Origin of the sequence: Salmonella sp. SG203, from assembly GCF_013350575.1 — a bacterium.
Lineage (GTDB): Bacteria > Pseudomonadota > Gammaproteobacteria > Enterobacterales > Enterobacteriaceae > Salmonella > Salmonella enterica.
The window spans coordinates 1-16267 of sequence record NZ_SNMT01000036.1; the positions used below are offsets into that span (position 1 = coordinate 1).

Consider the following 16267-nt stretch of genomic DNA (forward strand, 5'->3'; position numbering starts at 1 on the left):
GAGGGTGCTGGACGTGAAGGATGAGCCCGGAAAAAGGCCGGTGACGGAGAAACAGCGTTCCGCGCTCCGGACGACGCAGACCCGCCGGGTGGGGAATGCGGATGAGGGCGTAAGGGCACAGATGAGGGATATCTGGAACAGCCTGCAGCGGGGCAGAAAGTCATGAGCGGGCGTGACAGTCCCCGGGTGGTGGTGTACGGAGATGAGTGGGCGGTGACGGCGGCGGTGTGCAGCCTGGTGTCGCAGCGGTGGCCACAGGCAGTGGTGGAAAGGGCGTCCGGTCTGTCAGCGCTGGTACAGACCCTGCGGCGGCACGGGGCGGCGGGGGTACTGCTGTGCCTGCGCCCGCATGAACATATTCCGGTACTGGATGCCCTGACTCCTGTGCCGTCTTGCGGAGGGGATGAAGGGAGGAGAGGTGGCGTTACTTACGGGGCTGAAGGAGAAGACAGTGAGTCTGTACCGGCGTCATGCGCTGGCGGCGCTGGGTATGGAGACGGTGGTGGGGGGGGGAATGCCGCTGTACCGCGGTGTGCTGCAGCGATATCCGGTGACGGGGCCGGCAGACTTGCTGTGTGCCGGGGGAGGTTGTCAACGCCAGGATGAGCCTGTCCGTAATTCCATTCACCGACTTACCGGAGATAACCGATGTCAAAACCCCGATGGTCCATTGAACAAAAAAAGCAGCACGTTGCCGCCTAGCGGTGTGCTTCCGGGGAACTATGGTAACAGGGGGGGGAGCATGGATATAATTGAAAAAAATAACCAAGCGCCACCTGAATGAGGGGGGGCAGTATCAAATACAAACTATTACAATTGTAAATTTGAACAAATTAAGATTGACAGTTTTAATTTTCGTGACTGCGATTTCGAAAAATGTCGTTTCATAAGCTGCTCATTTAAGAACTTAAAATTAATTTTTTTTAAACTCATTGATTATGAATTCAAAGATTGTTTGTTACAGGGGGGACATGCCGCAGAAATTATGTTTCCTTGTGCTTTTTCACTTGATGATTGTGATTTGAAATTTGTGGATTTTATTGGACTGCGGTTACAGAAATCAATTTTTTATCCAGTCGCTTCAATGATTGTTTATTTGAAGAATCAGAACTGCGTAAATCTGATTTTACCGGTTCAGAGTTTAACAATACAGAATTTAGGTACTCTGATTTGTCTCATTGTGATTTTTCAATGACAGAAGGGCTCGATATAAATCATGAAATAAACATAATATCATCTATAAAGCTTCCACAGGAAGCAGGATTAAAAATTCTTAAACGAATGGGTGTGATTATTTTATAAAAAACTAAGACGGGGTTTGAGGGCCAACCGTACGGAAAGAGGAGAGCATGAAAAAAACTGGGGCAGGATCAATTTACCTGTTGGTGTCCGGGATTTTCGATGGGTGATTACGGGGGCTTGATATGGGGAGCGGTTCCGTTCGTGTAACCCTGAACGCCTACACCAGCCATGCTAAGTATATTCGTTGCGTAGCGGCTGGTGGAGTGCGTTACGATCTGAACGGGGAGCCATGCGGGGAAGTGACAGAGACAGCCATAAAACATGCTAAAGAAAGGCTTAAGGCTTTAGAGAGGAAATTAAAGGCAGGCCGTAACCGGGCAGGCAATAGCGAAGGTAAGCAGGAAACGTAGAGTGCGACAGATGGCAGATGAAGCGGATATAGCAGACGACATCGAGCGCGAGCGCCTGGATGTGCTGATACTGAACCGGAACCACCAATCACTACCGGACTGCTACAATTACGGCGAGATTGTACCGTGTGGCCTGTTTTGTGATGCTGATTGCCGGGATGATTACGAGAAGCGGGAAAGATTCAGCGCCATGAGGCCGCGTAATGATGAATAAAGCAGAATATTTCCCTAAAAAATGACATAACGCCACGCAGGAGGAGGATAACACAAAACACGCCAATCATCATAAAACCATTATAAAGCCCCTGCATTCCCCCAGGGCTTTTTTGCATCTTACTGATACTGGTGTATAGCACATTCCCGCAGCCGGAGAGCCTAAAATAGGGTTTACGTCTGTAAATGCCATCGCTCAGGTACTCAGTAACGAGAATATCGCGCTACTGCGACAGATGGACGAACAGCGCCCGGAGACGCTTACAGAATTAGCAGAACTCTCAGGACGTCAGAAAAGCAATCTTTCCGTGACGCTTAAAACGCTGGCTAAATACGGTTTTATCCGGCTGGAGAAAACAGGTCGCACAGTGAAGCCGGTAGCTATCTTTACCGATTTTGATATTAAGGTAACACGCGAATTTATTAACGGACACAACGCGGCAGCGGCGTAGCCCGATCGTTCCCTGACGCCTGACCAGATGGGCGCGTTGATATCCCTGTCAGCGCGTTTGTTGACTGACTGAGAAGGCGGGGCGACGGTAGTGCGCTTATTGTAGGTGAGACGTCTCATACAACCGCAGAAACGTACAGGCCGCGAGCGCCGCGCGGGGTGAATTGTCAACCTGACAGCCAGAAAACACCACAGAACGTCACGGGCGCAACCAGTGAGCCGCATTCACTTCTGACCCTACCCCCTGCCATGTTTCCCCATACGTGCAGTTGCACGGGGAGAGTCTTTAGCCTCGCGCGCGCGTTTTTTGTCACCTTTCCGCGCTGGTGGAGTGTAAAACCCGTTACCAACGAACGCCGGAGACCAGGACCGCGAACGGAGTTGAATGGTGTTAGCTGCAAACGTTAGTTTTTTCCTCATGACAATTATCATCAGGAGGAAAAAAAGTGCTGGACACTAACGCCGTTTTTGTTTTTTCTGCCAAGCCAAGCCAAGCCAAGCCAAGCCAAGCCAAGCCAAGCCAAGCCAAGCCAAGCCAAGCCAAGCCAAGCCAAGCGCTGCCGGACTGTCTTTTAAAGTCAACTAAATTTAACCCCCTCACGCTCATTTTTTTCCGTCTGAAAAACGGCGCAAATGATCGGCCTGATGTGGCTATCTCACAGGGTAGTGAGGTGCGGGCATGAGCGAACTAACTTATCTGGAGAAATTACTCGACGGGGCTGGGGTTGAGTGGTTGCCATTGGGGGAAGTTTGTAGCTTTAAAAATGGATTTGCATTCAAAAGCGGGCTATTCAAAGAGTGCGGACTACCTATAATTAGAATTAAAAATATTGATGGATACAATGTAAGCTTGGATGATGTGAAATATTTTTCACCAGAAGACTATAAGGAAAATACAAAACATTACGAAGTGGTTAAGGGAGATGTTTTGATAGCTATGTCTGGTGCAACTACTGGTAAAGTTGGATTTTATAATAATAACAATCCAGCTTATCTAAATCAGCGAGTCGGTAAATTTTTGCCTGTTAAAGATAGGCTTGTTAATAGATATTTATGCCATTTTTTGCTTTTGAATGCCGAAATTATTTATATATTGGCGGGTGGAGGAGCGCAACCTAATTTAAGTTCAAATATTCTAATGTCAAAAGTACTAATCCCCATTCCCTGCCCGGAAAACCCGGCGAAATCCCTTGCGATTCAGTCGGAGATAGTGCGGATTCTGGACTCATTTAGCGCGCTGACAAACGAGCTGACAAACGAGCTGACAAACGAGCTTAAACTACGCCAGAAGCAATACAACTATTATCGTGATAAATTGCTGACTTTTGACGCGGGAGCGGTTGAGTGGAAGACGTTAGGAGATGTAGCTCAATACTCACAAACCAGAATCGGTTTTGACCAGCTCGATGAGACGAACCACGTGGGCGTTGATAACCTTCTGCAAAACCGGGCAGGTAAGACATTCTCCAGCCATGTGCCAACAAGCGGCAAACTAACAGAATTTCGACATAATGATATATTGATTGGGAATATTCGTCCGTATTTGAAAAAAATTTGGCAATCTGATTGTATCGGTGGAACCAATGGCGATGTATTAGTTATTCGATGTACAGATGGCGCAATAAATCCCGGATATTTATATCAGGTTTTGGCAGATGATAAATTCTTTGAATACAATATGCAGCATGTTAAAGGCACAAAAATGCCCAGAGGGGATAAAAAGAATATTCTTAATTATCCAATCCCTGTTCCGTTGCTCACTGAACAAGTTCGGATTGCCACAATGCTGGACAAATTCGACGCACTGACGAACTCAATCACCGAAGGGCTACCCCGTGAGATAGAGTTACGCAAAAAACAATACAAATATTATCGCGATTTGCTTTTCAGTTTCCCGAAGCAGACACACGTCGATAACTGACAGGCAGGCGTAGCGGTCACTGATGGAACGGCAGCCGTTACGCGTATCAGGGGAATTACTGTAACCATAGGGGAAACCTCTACAGTTGCCGCCGCTGGCTACCATTTCAGCGCCAGTGCTGGACAACGAGAGACAGCGCATAATCCAGACCAGATTCAGTGTTTGCAGAATGGAGGTAGTCCATAGATGTAGTAGGTGGCTTCACAAATACCAGCCTCCCGATAGACATCTTTAACAGTTCGTCGGGTTTCAACCGACTTAATCACAGAGATGAACTGATGCTTAGTAAAACGGGCTTTACGTATAACGATCTCCTTCGTTGTCAGATTGATTTTGTCGGATGATCTTTAAATGCGAATTGCACGATTATGCGGGATACATACACAACGACTAGTCTAAAAACTAGTATTAAGATTATCACTAACTTAAGTTATACCGACTGTCTGGAGATTCATGGGGGCTACTAACGGATGATATAATTTTCTTTATTAATAAGGGTTTCAATAAATTTGTAACTTAAATATGCCACCATAATGGCTATAAACAACAAACTTATATTATGCGTTCCCATTCAATCCAATCCAAAATAATTTATAATATAGAGGCCTGTGTGAAATACCAACAGATGAGATAAATATAGTGAGTATGATATTTTACCGAAAAAAACAAAGACGGAATTAAAATATCCAAACACTCTCTTCTCATTACACATCGACAACAACAAAACCATACCAAAAATAATACTCACAACAAGAGTTACAAAAGGCTGGGCTGTGGTTATTGATGTTGGCACTAAAATCCCAGAAAAAATAAGAAAAATAGCGATGGTATTAAAATGCAAAGATGAAAGTAAACCAATTTTATTTTTTATAAGCTTAAATTCATTTGATTGACTAATTTTCCACATAACTAATCCAATAAAAAGCCCATGAATCCTGAACATCCAGAAATTATCGAATGTTCATAAGATAGTCAAAGATATTATCAAGCATATACTGACAATGACCTTCCAAAACAAAGGTCCTGATAAGTAAACAATAATAGGAAGGACAAGGTAAAACTGACCCTCTAGGCCCAGAGACCACCAATATCCAAGTGCATTCTGATGGTTGTTATTAAAGAAGTTCCCCATAAATATTAAATTTGATGAAACAAACTTAAAAACATCAGTTATATTTTGAAAAATACCTATTTTCACCCAAACTTGTGACAAAATTAAAATGATAGTACTCCAAAAAAGCATTGCAGGGACAAACGCAGAAACCGTTTGGCATAGAAATTATATGTTTTTAATAAATCGAAATTATATAAATCTATTTTTGATAAGTAAGTACTCCCCATCAAAAAAACTGATATTATAAAAAAACGTCAACACCTCTACCAAAATCAAAAAAGTGTTGTAACTCAGCAACAGGTGAAATAAAAAAGGAATGTGCAATTAGAACCAGGATAATTGCAGAGTCACGAAGCGCTTCTATATTCTGTATCTTATTTTGTTTCTTCATTAAAAGTCCCATGAATTATATAAAAACATCTTTTTATTTTTGGTTGGTAATAAGCATTACCCTCTATTAGGAGGATGAATAAAATTCACGATTTTAAATAAAAACACCATCTGATTTGGCCTTAATGTAGCTTCAGCTTAAAAGAAAAATGATATATATGATTATTAATTTCTTTCTGGTCTTATATATAAGATAACCAGTAAATGATAAAATCACAAACAAATATTAATATAAAAAATCAAAAGAATAATGTTTAACTATAGTAATTGTATATTAATTCATCAAAATGAGCATCCATTGTTTTAACTCTTTCACGGTGAAAATGTTTCCAGTAATCATCTAAAGCCACATCAGCATTTAAGAATGCTTCAACTTTAGATATAAACGAATCAGAATCACCAGCTTTGAATATAAAATCATTAGAAGAACTTAGTTCAGAAGCCCCTCCCAAATTACTGGCAAGAACAGGGACTCCATTTGATACAAATTCGTATGCAACTTGTGGTAAATTATCTTCCCACATAACCGGAACTAATCCAAGATCAACTGGCTGTAAAATATTTGATATATCTGATTGAGAATATCCATCATAAATAGTTATAGAGTTAAATTTTTCTTTTATATTTATCAGTCGCTCATAGGATTGCGGGTCAGTAATAGGGGCAGCTAAGATGAAAGTTATATTTTGTGCTAAATTCGCTGGCATTTTTTCTAATGTATCTAGCAAAAAGTAAAATCCTTTATCAAAACGCATATATCCCAAATAGGCTATGACTAGAAGGTCTTTATTTTTATTTTTATTTTTATTATCATTCATTTTATCCGCATGCTTAGTCCCAATATAAGATACTTGACAAATATCTTCATTAACCCCCATATTTACAGCAATTTGTTTTACTCGTTCAGATACAGCCAGGACAGTATCAAAACTGTTATTGATAAAATGAACAAACTTCTCCCGCCTGATTTTATGATCCGGTAATAACACTTCCTCTTTTCTAGAGAGGATTTTATGCATCACCCTTTTGGTGGGATAAATCAAGCGTTTTAATTTATGGGTTATCGGTCTATCCCCGAGGAGATCTTCTATCATAATCTCTATTTTAATTATGGAAGTGTTAACATTAAAAACATTACAATGTAAGCATTTTTTTCCGTCATAAAAATCAACACAATTCTCTTTATCTTTATACCAAAGGTTAACCTGAGCGCAGAAAGGAAAATAATTATGTAAACTAAGAACGAATTTGGTATTTGGCCACTCGTGCTTAGCGTCTAACCAAGTTGCAGGAAATCCTTCCATATTATTAAAGTGAATAACATCGAACCCTCCTTGTTCTCTCAAAAAATCAAGAAATATATTACGTGATTGAAGCTCAGAAAAATATTTATTAATCTCATCGAAAGAATAAAAACTAGGTGCCATTACTTCTGAGTTAATGATCTCATATTCATCTAACTCTTCAAATAAAGGAGAACTTACATGCCGTATTTTTACACTGGGTGATATAGGTGAATAGATATACCCTGCAGTAAGATAAGTAACTTTATGTCCTTTATTAATTGCGGAATCAATTAGATTTTTTTGATACAGGCTAACACCGCCACCTTTAACGTGGAAAAAACGGCTAGGAACCCAGTTAATATACAGAATATTCATTACTTACTTTCCCAGAATTTTTTTGATTCAAATGTTATTAAAGAAGAAAGGTACAATTCACGGAGTTTTTTTCTTTTAAGTGTAATTTTGATTGATAAATAAATAGATTTAAAAAAAATCTTCCAAAATAATGACCTGTTTCTTCTAACTAAAAAACCTTTTTCGAGTTCAGGTGAAAAATAAACTAATTCTCTTGTTCTTATAGTAGCGTATGGATTAGCAGTCATTCCATAAATATACTTCCTCCTTTTATTAAAAGCGAGCGGAAGCAAATTACCACCAAGAGTTAGAGTGACTAATAATTTCTTCTTCAGACCATATCCTATGCCCGATGACTTAAATTCGTAGCCAGAAATACAAATAGACTCTACATTATTACCAGCCTTATCTGAAATTTCTTTCAATCGTGTAGCCATTTTCATGTTTTTCTCCCAAAATTCCGGGCCTGTCAGAACATCTTTAATACTTTCATTAAGTGCAGTAGCAATTGCATATTTAAAACCTAATAATTCAAAAAGAATACGTTTAAGAACATTTAAGAATAATGATGTGGCGCTTCCTAAATGCTCAGAATATACGATATTAATCATCAGAAAACTTCTAAAGGCTAAATATTCAACTGTAGGAGATATTTTTGCATCGAATGATTCCTGCCATGAGCAAAGACCATTTAACATTATTGGTTTAAATTTGTTGCGAAGAGAAAATGTGACATCATCACCTCGAACAAAAAAAGGAAACGAAAACTTTAATCCTTTGATATTGGGGAATATAAAAAACCACCATGGCCCATAATCAGCTGATTCGATAAAGTTATTGAAAAAATGATTCGATTCATAACGTAAGTCCATATTCATATTTCTTGGCACCAAATGGAAACCTTCTATTTTAGCTCCAGCCTCATACTGTATGTATGGTTTATTTTCATAGAGCATAGCGCCGCACAAAGATGTATTAGGATCTAGTACATAAGATAAAAATGATATTGCTTTAACAATTGATTCTGGATGACATAAAGCATCATCATCAATAAACATTGTATGGGTATGATTATTTTTTTGACTATTCAATAGTCCAGTCATAAATCCACCACTCCCCCCAGTGTTTTCATTTTTCACTACTGTGACAAAATCACTCCCCGAAAAATTAATATCATCTCCATTATTGATTACATATAACTTAGTGCAAGATGTAAGCTCATCATTATCTGATAACTTTTTAATTAAATTAAGAACTTGCTCTTGACGATTGAAAGTTGTAGTGACTATACCAAGATATATTTCTCTTTTTTTCTCCGAGTGTGTCACATATTCAATGCCTGATATTATTGAATCCTCATATGCCATAAACTCTACAAATAATGTTGCATATTTATTGGTTATAATATTAAGTGGTATGTTAAGCTGAGAGATATTACCATCTATCACCTTATCCAGTATTAAATCCTTTCCGTTTAAATTTTGACCAAAGACTCGTAAAGTGCCTTTCCCTTTTACTAAGGATAGTTTAACATCAATATCTCCAATGGAGGTTTTCTCAATAACTTTTTTAACAGGAAATGCATTAAAATATGAATTAAAATTAACTACCCCCCCCTTAAAGATAAATAGCTTGTTGTTATCTTGAATGAAAAATCCCGTGCCAGAAAAATATAAGTCACGCTCTTCTTGGCTATTAAAGATAGGACAAAAAAGTCTTTGCAATACAGTGTGCAACATACTTAATTTTCTCAATTATATGGTTAAAGCTTATTAAAGCCACCTGTATAGTAAGTGGCGTTGATAACACCAGATAAGGAATGTACAAATAGCCATTCCTTCACAAGTACTTTTTAGAGAAAATTTGGCGCTCTTTAATTTTACTCTTCTCTTAATTTTCAACTAATGAGATGGACATTCCTTCGTAAGCGGCTAATTTGAACCGTTTTTCGCCTCCCTTTCATGTTCCCAATACTAATGTCCATTTTCGTAATTAACTAACATTTAAGATGAAGTTAGGCGGATATTTAGCCATGGTCACAACGCCCCCCACCAGAAAACACAGTGCTTTGGCGAGGACTACGTCGGCTTAATGACATTCTTTATGGTTTTGCACTTTTGAAAAAATAGATGTGGGTAATTGCAGATCTCATTTGCCGCTTACTGCAATTGTATATTTAAATTATTACCTTTATGTTATGTGAAAGGATTACGCTGCATCTTTTCTGACAGAACAAAATTTTCTTCAGCCTGCTTTCTGGTCAGGAGTTTGTTGCAAAGACTCCTGAACCACATATTCATCATATTGACACTGGAGCCGCTCAGAACCGCCGCCTGTTCAACTGACACCCCTTCACGCAGATATGATACCATCGCCCTTTCTTTTCTGGTCAGTGGCTCCGACAGCAGGGATATATGGAGTATATAGTCGAGCTGAATCACAGTCTCAGGTAATTTTTTTATCAGTTCAGCCACAAGATTTTCTTTCTGTTTACATTCGGTTATTTTCCGGTATTTCAGCTGACTTTTTATCATTGCGAGTCTGATATATCTGCTCATACTGGCATCAGCCAGGTCTGTATCAAGAAGCAGGGTGGTGTTAAACCATCCTGAAACGATTTTATCTGAATAAAGCATATTTTCACAGAATACAGCAATACCCACACCCTCCCTGATTTCCCGGAGAGCCTGTAACAGAATAATATTTTCCCTGGGCTGTATGTTAAGTAACACGACAGGAGGGTAAACTGAGTTCTGTATCCGGTTCAGTAAAATACCGGCATCATGAATAACGCCGGCATAACAAAAATCGGGCTCCGGTTCATTATACGGCGGCCCGCTCAGTAACTCCTTTACACAGTCACGCATTATAGTGACCGTGACTTTATTTTCACCATAGATATAAATTTTTTTCATTTTGTTTCTGATTTATCGGACTGGATTTATTTCCGGCAGCACACTACTGTTAACCGGCCTTACGGTACTCCGTGATAATGGCTTTTTCACCGACACCGGTATTCAGTGACGGATGGTGATATTCAGGAAAGGGGCCGGGCGGCTCCCGTGTCCGGGGGAGACGAATAACCCCGGGGGTTATGGTTGTTCATGACTCACTATTTCACCATGTTCAAGTCTGATGACCTGGTTGCATACCGCGTCAGCCAGTCCGTGGTCATGTGTTGCCATGACCAGAATACCGGCTTTCGAGATAAAACTGTTCAGTCGTTCTTCCGCTTTTTTCCTGAAATCTGAATCTCCGACACTCATCCATTCATCCATGAGCAGAATTTCCGGTGTGATGGCAGTTGAAATGGAGAAGCCCAGTCTCAGTACCATACCACTGGAGTATGTCCTGACAGGGACTTTAATAAAATTACCGAGCTCGCTGAACTCAATGATTTCATCCGTCATATTTTTAATCGCCTGACGGGAAAGCCCCAGAAACAATCCCCTGAGTCTGATATTTTCCATGCCGGTCAGTTCACCATCCATTCCCATCATCGGGTCGATAAGACTGGTCACACGTCCGGTGCGTTCGAAGTGACCTGATGTGGGTTTATACGCACCGGCCAGTACCCTCAGCAGGGTGGTTTTCCCGGAGCCATTATGTCCGACGAGAGCCAGTCTGTCTCCTTCATAAAGAGAGAAGCTGATGTTTTTCAGCGCCTCCACTTCCGTAATACCTGACGCGGAAGTACCAATCCGTCCTCCGGTCGCAGCCCCCAGAATACTTTTTCTGAGCGACCGCTGACTGGTGTTGAATATCGGGAACTTAACCCCGGCGTTTCTGCAAATTATCTTCATGGGTTACAGCCAGTATACAATCCGGGTTTTGTATTTATTCAGGACAAACTGTGAGATGACCAGCGTGGTCAGGGTGGTGATTATCACCGGGCTCCAGATATGCATATCAGGAACAGCACCCGTTAGCGGTTTTCGCAGTATTTCCATATAGTAATAAAAAATATTGTAGTCCACGAACTCCCTTCTGGCAGCCGGCAGTTGTGCCGGCGCCCAAATCACGGGGGTGATAAAAAAACATAACGTGATGACACTTTGCACAACCGGTCCCATGTCCCGGTATCTCGTGCAGAAGATGGCCAGCATCATTCCGGCTGAAACCAGGGTGACGGCGGTCAGTATAAGGGCAGGGACAAGAAGAAACAGTCCGGCACTGACAGTGGCACCCGTCAGTAACATGACAGGCGGTATAATGATGCAGTTATGGGCCATAATTGTCAGTTGCCGGTAAAAGACACGCAGAATGTATAAGTGGAACGGCAGGTCTGACTGTTTAATGACAGATGCCGAGTCATTAAATACGCTGCAACAGTCGTTAACGGTTGACGACAGAAAGGCCCAGAAAATCATGCCTGTGGTCAGGTGCATGATATAATTGCCCGCTCCACTGCCGAATAATGAGCCATAAAGAGGCCCCATGGCAGATACGGTCACCCCCATGGAGATGGTCAGCCAGAACGGCCCCAGAACGGACCGCCGGTAGCGTCCCAGTACGTCATTCCAGCCCAGTGCAATCCAGAGAGGATACCGGGTAATCGCTTCCTTCAAATCATTCATCATTTCTGTCCGTTTACAACAATACTACAGCTTCATAAGGAATACCGCTGCCGGATTAATGCATCCCCGCCAGTAAGGAGAGGAGGGCAGGAGCGCACTGATACAGTGTTAGGTATGTCCGGTTTGCGGTTGCGTATTCTCCCTGAGTCTGCGGGAATTTTTTAATCCGGGGTCATGCGCTTATATAACATCAGGGTTTTGTTGATAATGATGTCACTTGAAAATTGCTCCATGACCCGTTTTCTGCCATTGAGCCCCATTTCGGCCCGTAACTGTGGCCTTTTCAGCAGATATTCCAGTTTTTCGGCCAGCTCCTGAACGGTGTTACTTCTGACGATTAATCCGTTGTGGTTGTCGGTAATTAAACCGGCACATCCACCGGTGTCATAACTGATACAGGCCCGCCCGCAGGAAGATGCTTCAAGAAGGATACGTGGAATGCCTTCCGGATAGACTGAGGGCAGAACAACGAGACTGGACGCCTTAATCAGCTCATGAACACCGGAGGAGCAACCGAGCCAGTTAATCACTCCCTTGTCCCGCCACTTCAGTATCTCCCTCAGCGGTATGGCATCCCGGTCTTTTTCGACCAGTATTCCTGCCATATTCAGGATAAACCTGATATTTCTGCGCCTGAGGATTTTTCCGGCTTCAATGAGCTCTGCGGGGCCTTTACTCCATAACATCCTGCCGGCAAAAAGCACCACCGGAATATGGCTGTCCGGCTCCTTCGAATATTCAAAAATATCAGTGTTAATACCTGCACCATCAATCACCGTGGTCTGCCTGTCATCAATCCCTGTAAGCGCGGATATTTTTCGCCGGTCTGTTTCACTCTCAAACATAAAGACACTGTACCGGTTGCCTGAGATGTATTTAAGGGCATGCAGGGTCAGTCTGCGTAAAAGCGTTATCAGTACAGAGCCGGACGAGAAGACCCGCCCCAGCCCGGCAAAACTGATGATTACCGGACAGTGTATGATTCTGGCATGAAAGCCCCCGATGAGGCCGGGCTTGATGGTGATGCAGTGTAATAAATCAGGCTTAATCGTTCTGAGGATTTTTCCGGCATCCAGAAAGGCGCGGATAAAAATCAGGGGATTAAATGACTGGGCCTCCAGCGATATATTATGGCAGTGAAAGCCAAGTGCAGTAAACTTTTGCGTTATTTTTTTATCAATAAAATGGCTGATGATATGAATGTCATATCCGGCATTGCGGGCGGCCACAGCACGTTCTGTCCAGTGCAAACTGAAATACCAGTCTGAGTTTACGAAGTAACACAGTTTTTTCATCTCAGTATCCGGCTAATGGTTTTTACTCCTGATCCCGCCAGCTCCGTGTATAATTCCACGGATAACGGAATACAGATAATGACACTTATTTCGCTGCCACGGGAGCAGGGCAAAATATTTAACCAGGCGTACCGCTATTGCCGGTATTCCGAATATACGGACTCCGGGGCGGACTTTTCCTGTTAATAACAGATTTCTGCACAGATAATAGACTTTCCACTCAGGATATATGATTTTATTCTGAATACTGATGTCATGAGTGAATCTGAGTTCCGGAGAGTAACGAATATTTTTTCCGGACGAGGTTAACGCATAACCAAAAAATAAGTCATCATAATAAAGAAAAAACTCATCATGGATATCACGGAGATGTTCCTGCAGAACATCCCGACTGATGACCATACCCGTGAATGACACGGTCTCAACCTGAGTGGCTTTCCCTGTATCCGGAAGATATTTCCCCGGTGCAGTCAGGTAAATTAACGTGTTTTTCAGTGTGCCCGGTATTTTCTTAAAGGGGAGATTCATACGGCACGGTATGCCTCCCGGGGTATGCACTGATGATGCAAAGACACGGTACCCGGATGTCACCAGATGCGAAAACGCCTGCAGTATATTACTTTCAGGCCAGGCGTCATCATCATAGAAGAAGACCCAGTCAGTGTCATTCAGATGACGGCAGATATACTCACTTCCCGCCCTGAACCCGCCAGCCCCGCCAGTATTACGTTCAGTGTTAATGATGATGAGGCGGGGGGCATTACAGGCTGAAAGCCACCCGGAGGTTCCGTCCGTGGAGCCGTTATTAACGACCACAACAGATGAGAAATTAATTTCAGCCGTTTTTTTAATGGTATTTTTCAGTTTTTCCAGCCGGTTATGCGTTACGATAAGTGCGACACACTTCATCGGACATCAACCGTGAATGCCGGCATTTTCTGTCGGGTTTCAAGGGAGGACTGATATTGTCTGGCCGTCTCCAGCGCCTCCGCAATCGTGACATCCATGTCAAGGTAACGACAGGTGCCCAGACGCCCGACAAAAGTGACATTTTCCTCTTTTTCCGACAGTGAGATATACTGTTTCAGTACGCTCATTTCTCCGGCCTGGCGAACCGGATAAAAGGGGATATCACCCGCTTCACACTCGCGACTGTATTCCCGGTAACAGACTGACTGCTCATGGCTTTCCCATGGTGAAAAATATTTATGTTCTGTAATACGGGTCCACGGGACATTTTCTTCGCAGTAGTTCATGACCGCACACCCCTGCCAGTCTCCCCGGCAGGTGAATCTTTCAAAATCCAGCGTCCGGTATTTTAACCGCCCGAACTGATGGGAATGGAAGGCATCAAGCGGACCGCTGTAGAAAACATGGTCGTACCCGCTGATTTCCTCCCTGATGAAACTCCGCATGAGTTCGGTCTGCACATTGCCGTGACTGAGAATGGACTCCGTCATTTTCGTATAACCGTACTTCGGGATACCCTGGAATTTGTGATTAAAGTAATTGTCATCATAGTTAAAACGAACCGGAAGCCGTTTCAGAACGGACGCAGGCAGTTCCGAAGGCTGGATACCCCATTGTTTTACGGTGTAACCTTTAAAAAAGGCTTCATACAGCTCTTTACCAATAAATTTCAGGGCCTGCTGCTCAAAATTCTCTGGCTCAGTAATGCTCCGGTCGCTTTTACTGACGAGGAGTGCTCTCGCTTCATCCGGCGAACATGCCGTTCTGAAAAACTGATTAATGGTGTGAAGATTAACAGGTAATGAAAAAACCTGCCCCTGAACCGTCGCCTTCACTTTATTAATATAAGGCATCATTTCTGCATGTTTACTTACATAATTCCATACGGTTTCATTATCAGTATGAAAAATATGCGGTCCGTAAGTATGTATCATGATGCCGGTTTCGGCGTCGCGGGCGTCATAACAGTTACCCGCGATATGGTTGCGCTGGTCAATAACTGTTACCCTGTGCCCTTTCTCAGCCAGCTCTCTGGCAATTACGGCCCCGGTAAGCCCGGCCCCCACGACCAGAATGTTTTTACATGTATTATTATACGTATTATTTATTTTGCGTTTCATTGAGTGCATGGTTCGCCATGAAAAAGTTATGCTACCGCCCCTGCGTGTCGGTCACAGTACCGGTAAGTGGGTCATGTTTTAATTCAGTCACATTGCGCTCTGCGTCCGGGCTTAATTTGAATGGCAGCGCGAACCATTCAGCATGGCAGATACAGAATGTTATTTTTCTTTATCCGGATATACTGTCCGGCAGATGGTTAACTCATTATTACCTGGTACAGAAGGAATAATGTGACAACAAATAAAACGACCATGCCCAGTAAAAAACACTTCGCACCAGTACTGTAGTGATACCTGCGAATAACGGTCTGACCCGTGAGGGGGCTGTTATCTGGTTCCACGACTTATTCTCCGTAATGACATCGGACGGTGGGGTGTCGTAATATCGTCACGCACCCAGTAACTGAATGTGTTTTTTCAGGTAAATTATTTTATGTTAATTTTCGTTATAAACTGAGGTTCATCTGAAAATAGCTCGCTTATCCCTTGTATGCGGAATGCAGCGTGTTTTTTTAAAACACGTCCGTTCTTTTCTTTATGAAAGAGTGGGTGACATGCCTGGTTCTGCCTTTGCTCAGAACTGAGCCGACGCATCTCTCCCTGATGATTGTTGTTTGCGGGAAGTCTATACAGATAACCACAATCAATAAATGGAATTATATCGATCGATACGATCGATATAATTAATTATTGAGCTGAATTACAAACCTCTTTGTAAGCCCACTATACAGTGGCATGTGGGGGCATGCAGGGTGGATTAATCCTGGTTTTGAAGAGAGCGCGTCGACGGGCTGACCCGATCGCATGGCTGTCATGTGTATTAAATGTTGTGGATTTAGCGGGTGATTTTGTTTTTTTATGATTTAAAATCATTAGGTGAAAGAGATGTTGGCATATTGCTCCCTACGACATACCCTGTCCACT

At 42.5% G+C, this 16267-nt stretch carries 17 protein-coding genes and 1 pseudogene; 8 read left to right on the forward strand and 10 right to left on the reverse strand.

Annotation, left to right across the window (positions count from 1 at the left end; genetic code table 11):
• Positions 1-162: 162 nt before the first annotated feature.
• The 8 genes from HV477_RS25780 to HV477_RS25810 all read left to right on the forward strand — a co-directional run bounded on the left by HV477_RS25780 (position 163) and on the right by HV477_RS25810 (position 4237).
• Positions 163-606 carry a hypothetical protein gene (locus HV477_RS25780; RefSeq protein ID WP_175065567.1) on the forward strand — a complete coding sequence of 148 codons (444 nt, stop codon included), beginning with the start codon at positions 163-165 and terminating at the stop codon, positions 604-606.
• Positions 607-838: 232 nt separating this feature from the next.
• Positions 839-1195: a pentapeptide repeat-containing protein gene (locus HV477_RS29125; RefSeq protein WP_375372885.1), complete on the forward strand. Its 357-nt coding sequence runs from the start codon at positions 839-841 to the stop codon at positions 1193-1195.
• Complete coding sequence (locus tag HV477_RS28675) at positions 1111-1302, forward strand: pentapeptide repeat-containing protein (RefSeq protein ID WP_254621723.1); 192 nt, start codon at positions 1111-1113, stop codon at positions 1300-1302. The genes HV477_RS29125 and HV477_RS28675 overlap by 85 nt, the downstream gene beginning before the upstream one ends.
• 122 nt (positions 1303-1424) lie before the next feature.
• Entirely contained in the window at positions 1425-1652 is a 228-nt protein-coding gene (locus tag HV477_RS29130) for a ProQ/FINO family protein (RefSeq protein WP_175065568.1), read from the forward strand.
• Position 1653: 1 nt separating this feature from the next.
• The gene (locus HV477_RS25795) at positions 1654-1866 is read left to right on the forward strand and encodes a hypothetical protein (protein ID WP_375372884.1); all 213 of its coding nucleotides are present in this window, start codon (positions 1654-1656) and stop codon (positions 1864-1866) included.
• Positions 1867-2056: 190 nt separating this feature from the next.
• Complete coding sequence (locus HV477_RS25800) at positions 2057-2317, forward strand: MarR family transcriptional regulator (RefSeq protein ID WP_309224891.1); 261 nt, start codon at positions 2057-2059, stop codon at positions 2315-2317.
• Between the two features lie 445 nt (positions 2318-2762).
• A complete protein-coding gene (locus HV477_RS25805; protein WP_175065570.1) occupies positions 2763-2999 on the forward strand; it encodes a hypothetical protein in 237 nt (78 codons plus the stop codon).
• On the forward strand, positions 2996-4237 hold the full coding sequence (locus tag HV477_RS25810; RefSeq protein WP_175065571.1) for a restriction endonuclease subunit S: 1242 nt from the start codon (positions 2996-2998) through the stop codon (positions 4235-4237). Before HV477_RS25805 ends, HV477_RS25810 begins: the two co-directional genes overlap by 4 nt.
• A 188-nt stretch (positions 4238-4425) precedes the next feature.
• Here HV477_RS25810 and HV477_RS28945 read toward each other — a convergent pair.
• The 10 genes and pseudogenes from HV477_RS28945 to glf all read right to left on the reverse strand — a co-directional run.
• Positions 4426-4542, reverse strand: a pseudogene (locus tag HV477_RS28945) (transposase); the annotation flags it as partial.
• 1050 nt (positions 4543-5592) lie between these two features.
• Complete coding sequence (locus HV477_RS25820; protein ID WP_175065572.1) at positions 5593-5742, reverse strand: hypothetical protein; 150 nt, start codon at positions 5740-5742, stop codon at positions 5593-5595.
• Between the two features lie 253 nt (positions 5743-5995).
• Entirely contained in the window at positions 5996-7402 is a 1407-nt protein-coding gene (locus HV477_RS25825; protein WP_175065573.1) for a glycosyltransferase, read from the reverse strand.
• On the reverse strand, positions 7402-9120 hold the full coding sequence (locus HV477_RS25830) for a glycosyltransferase (protein ID WP_175065574.1): 1719 nt from the start codon (positions 9118-9120) through the stop codon (positions 7402-7404). The genes HV477_RS25825 and HV477_RS25830 overlap by 1 nt, the downstream gene beginning before the upstream one ends.
• A gap of 456 nt (positions 9121-9576) precedes the next feature.
• On the reverse strand, positions 9577-10296 hold the full coding sequence (locus tag HV477_RS25835) for a hypothetical protein (protein ID WP_175065575.1): 720 nt from the start codon (positions 10294-10296) through the stop codon (positions 9577-9579).
• Between the two features lie 177 nt (positions 10297-10473).
• Positions 10474-11184 carry an ABC transporter ATP-binding protein gene (locus HV477_RS25840; RefSeq protein WP_175065576.1) on the reverse strand — a complete coding sequence of 237 codons (711 nt, stop codon included), beginning with the start codon at positions 11182-11184 and terminating at the stop codon, positions 10474-10476.
• 3 nt (positions 11185-11187) lie between these two features.
• Positions 11188-11958 (reverse strand): ABC transporter permease, encoded by a 771-nt coding sequence (locus HV477_RS25845; RefSeq protein ID WP_175065592.1) that lies wholly within the window; start codon positions 11956-11958, stop codon positions 11188-11190.
• 161 nt (positions 11959-12119) lie between these two features.
• Entirely contained in the window at positions 12120-13253 is a 1134-nt protein-coding gene (locus HV477_RS25850; RefSeq protein ID WP_175065577.1) for a glycosyltransferase family 4 protein, read from the reverse strand.
• Between the two features lie 12 nt (positions 13254-13265).
• A complete protein-coding gene (locus tag HV477_RS25855) occupies positions 13266-14162 on the reverse strand; it encodes a glycosyltransferase (RefSeq protein ID WP_175065578.1) in 897 nt (298 codons plus the stop codon).
• A complete protein-coding gene (gene glf, locus HV477_RS25860; RefSeq protein WP_175065579.1) occupies positions 14159-15343 on the reverse strand; it encodes a UDP-galactopyranose mutase in 1185 nt (394 codons plus the stop codon). Before glf ends, HV477_RS25855 begins: the two co-directional genes overlap by 4 nt.
• Positions 15344-16267: the final 924 nt, after the last annotated feature.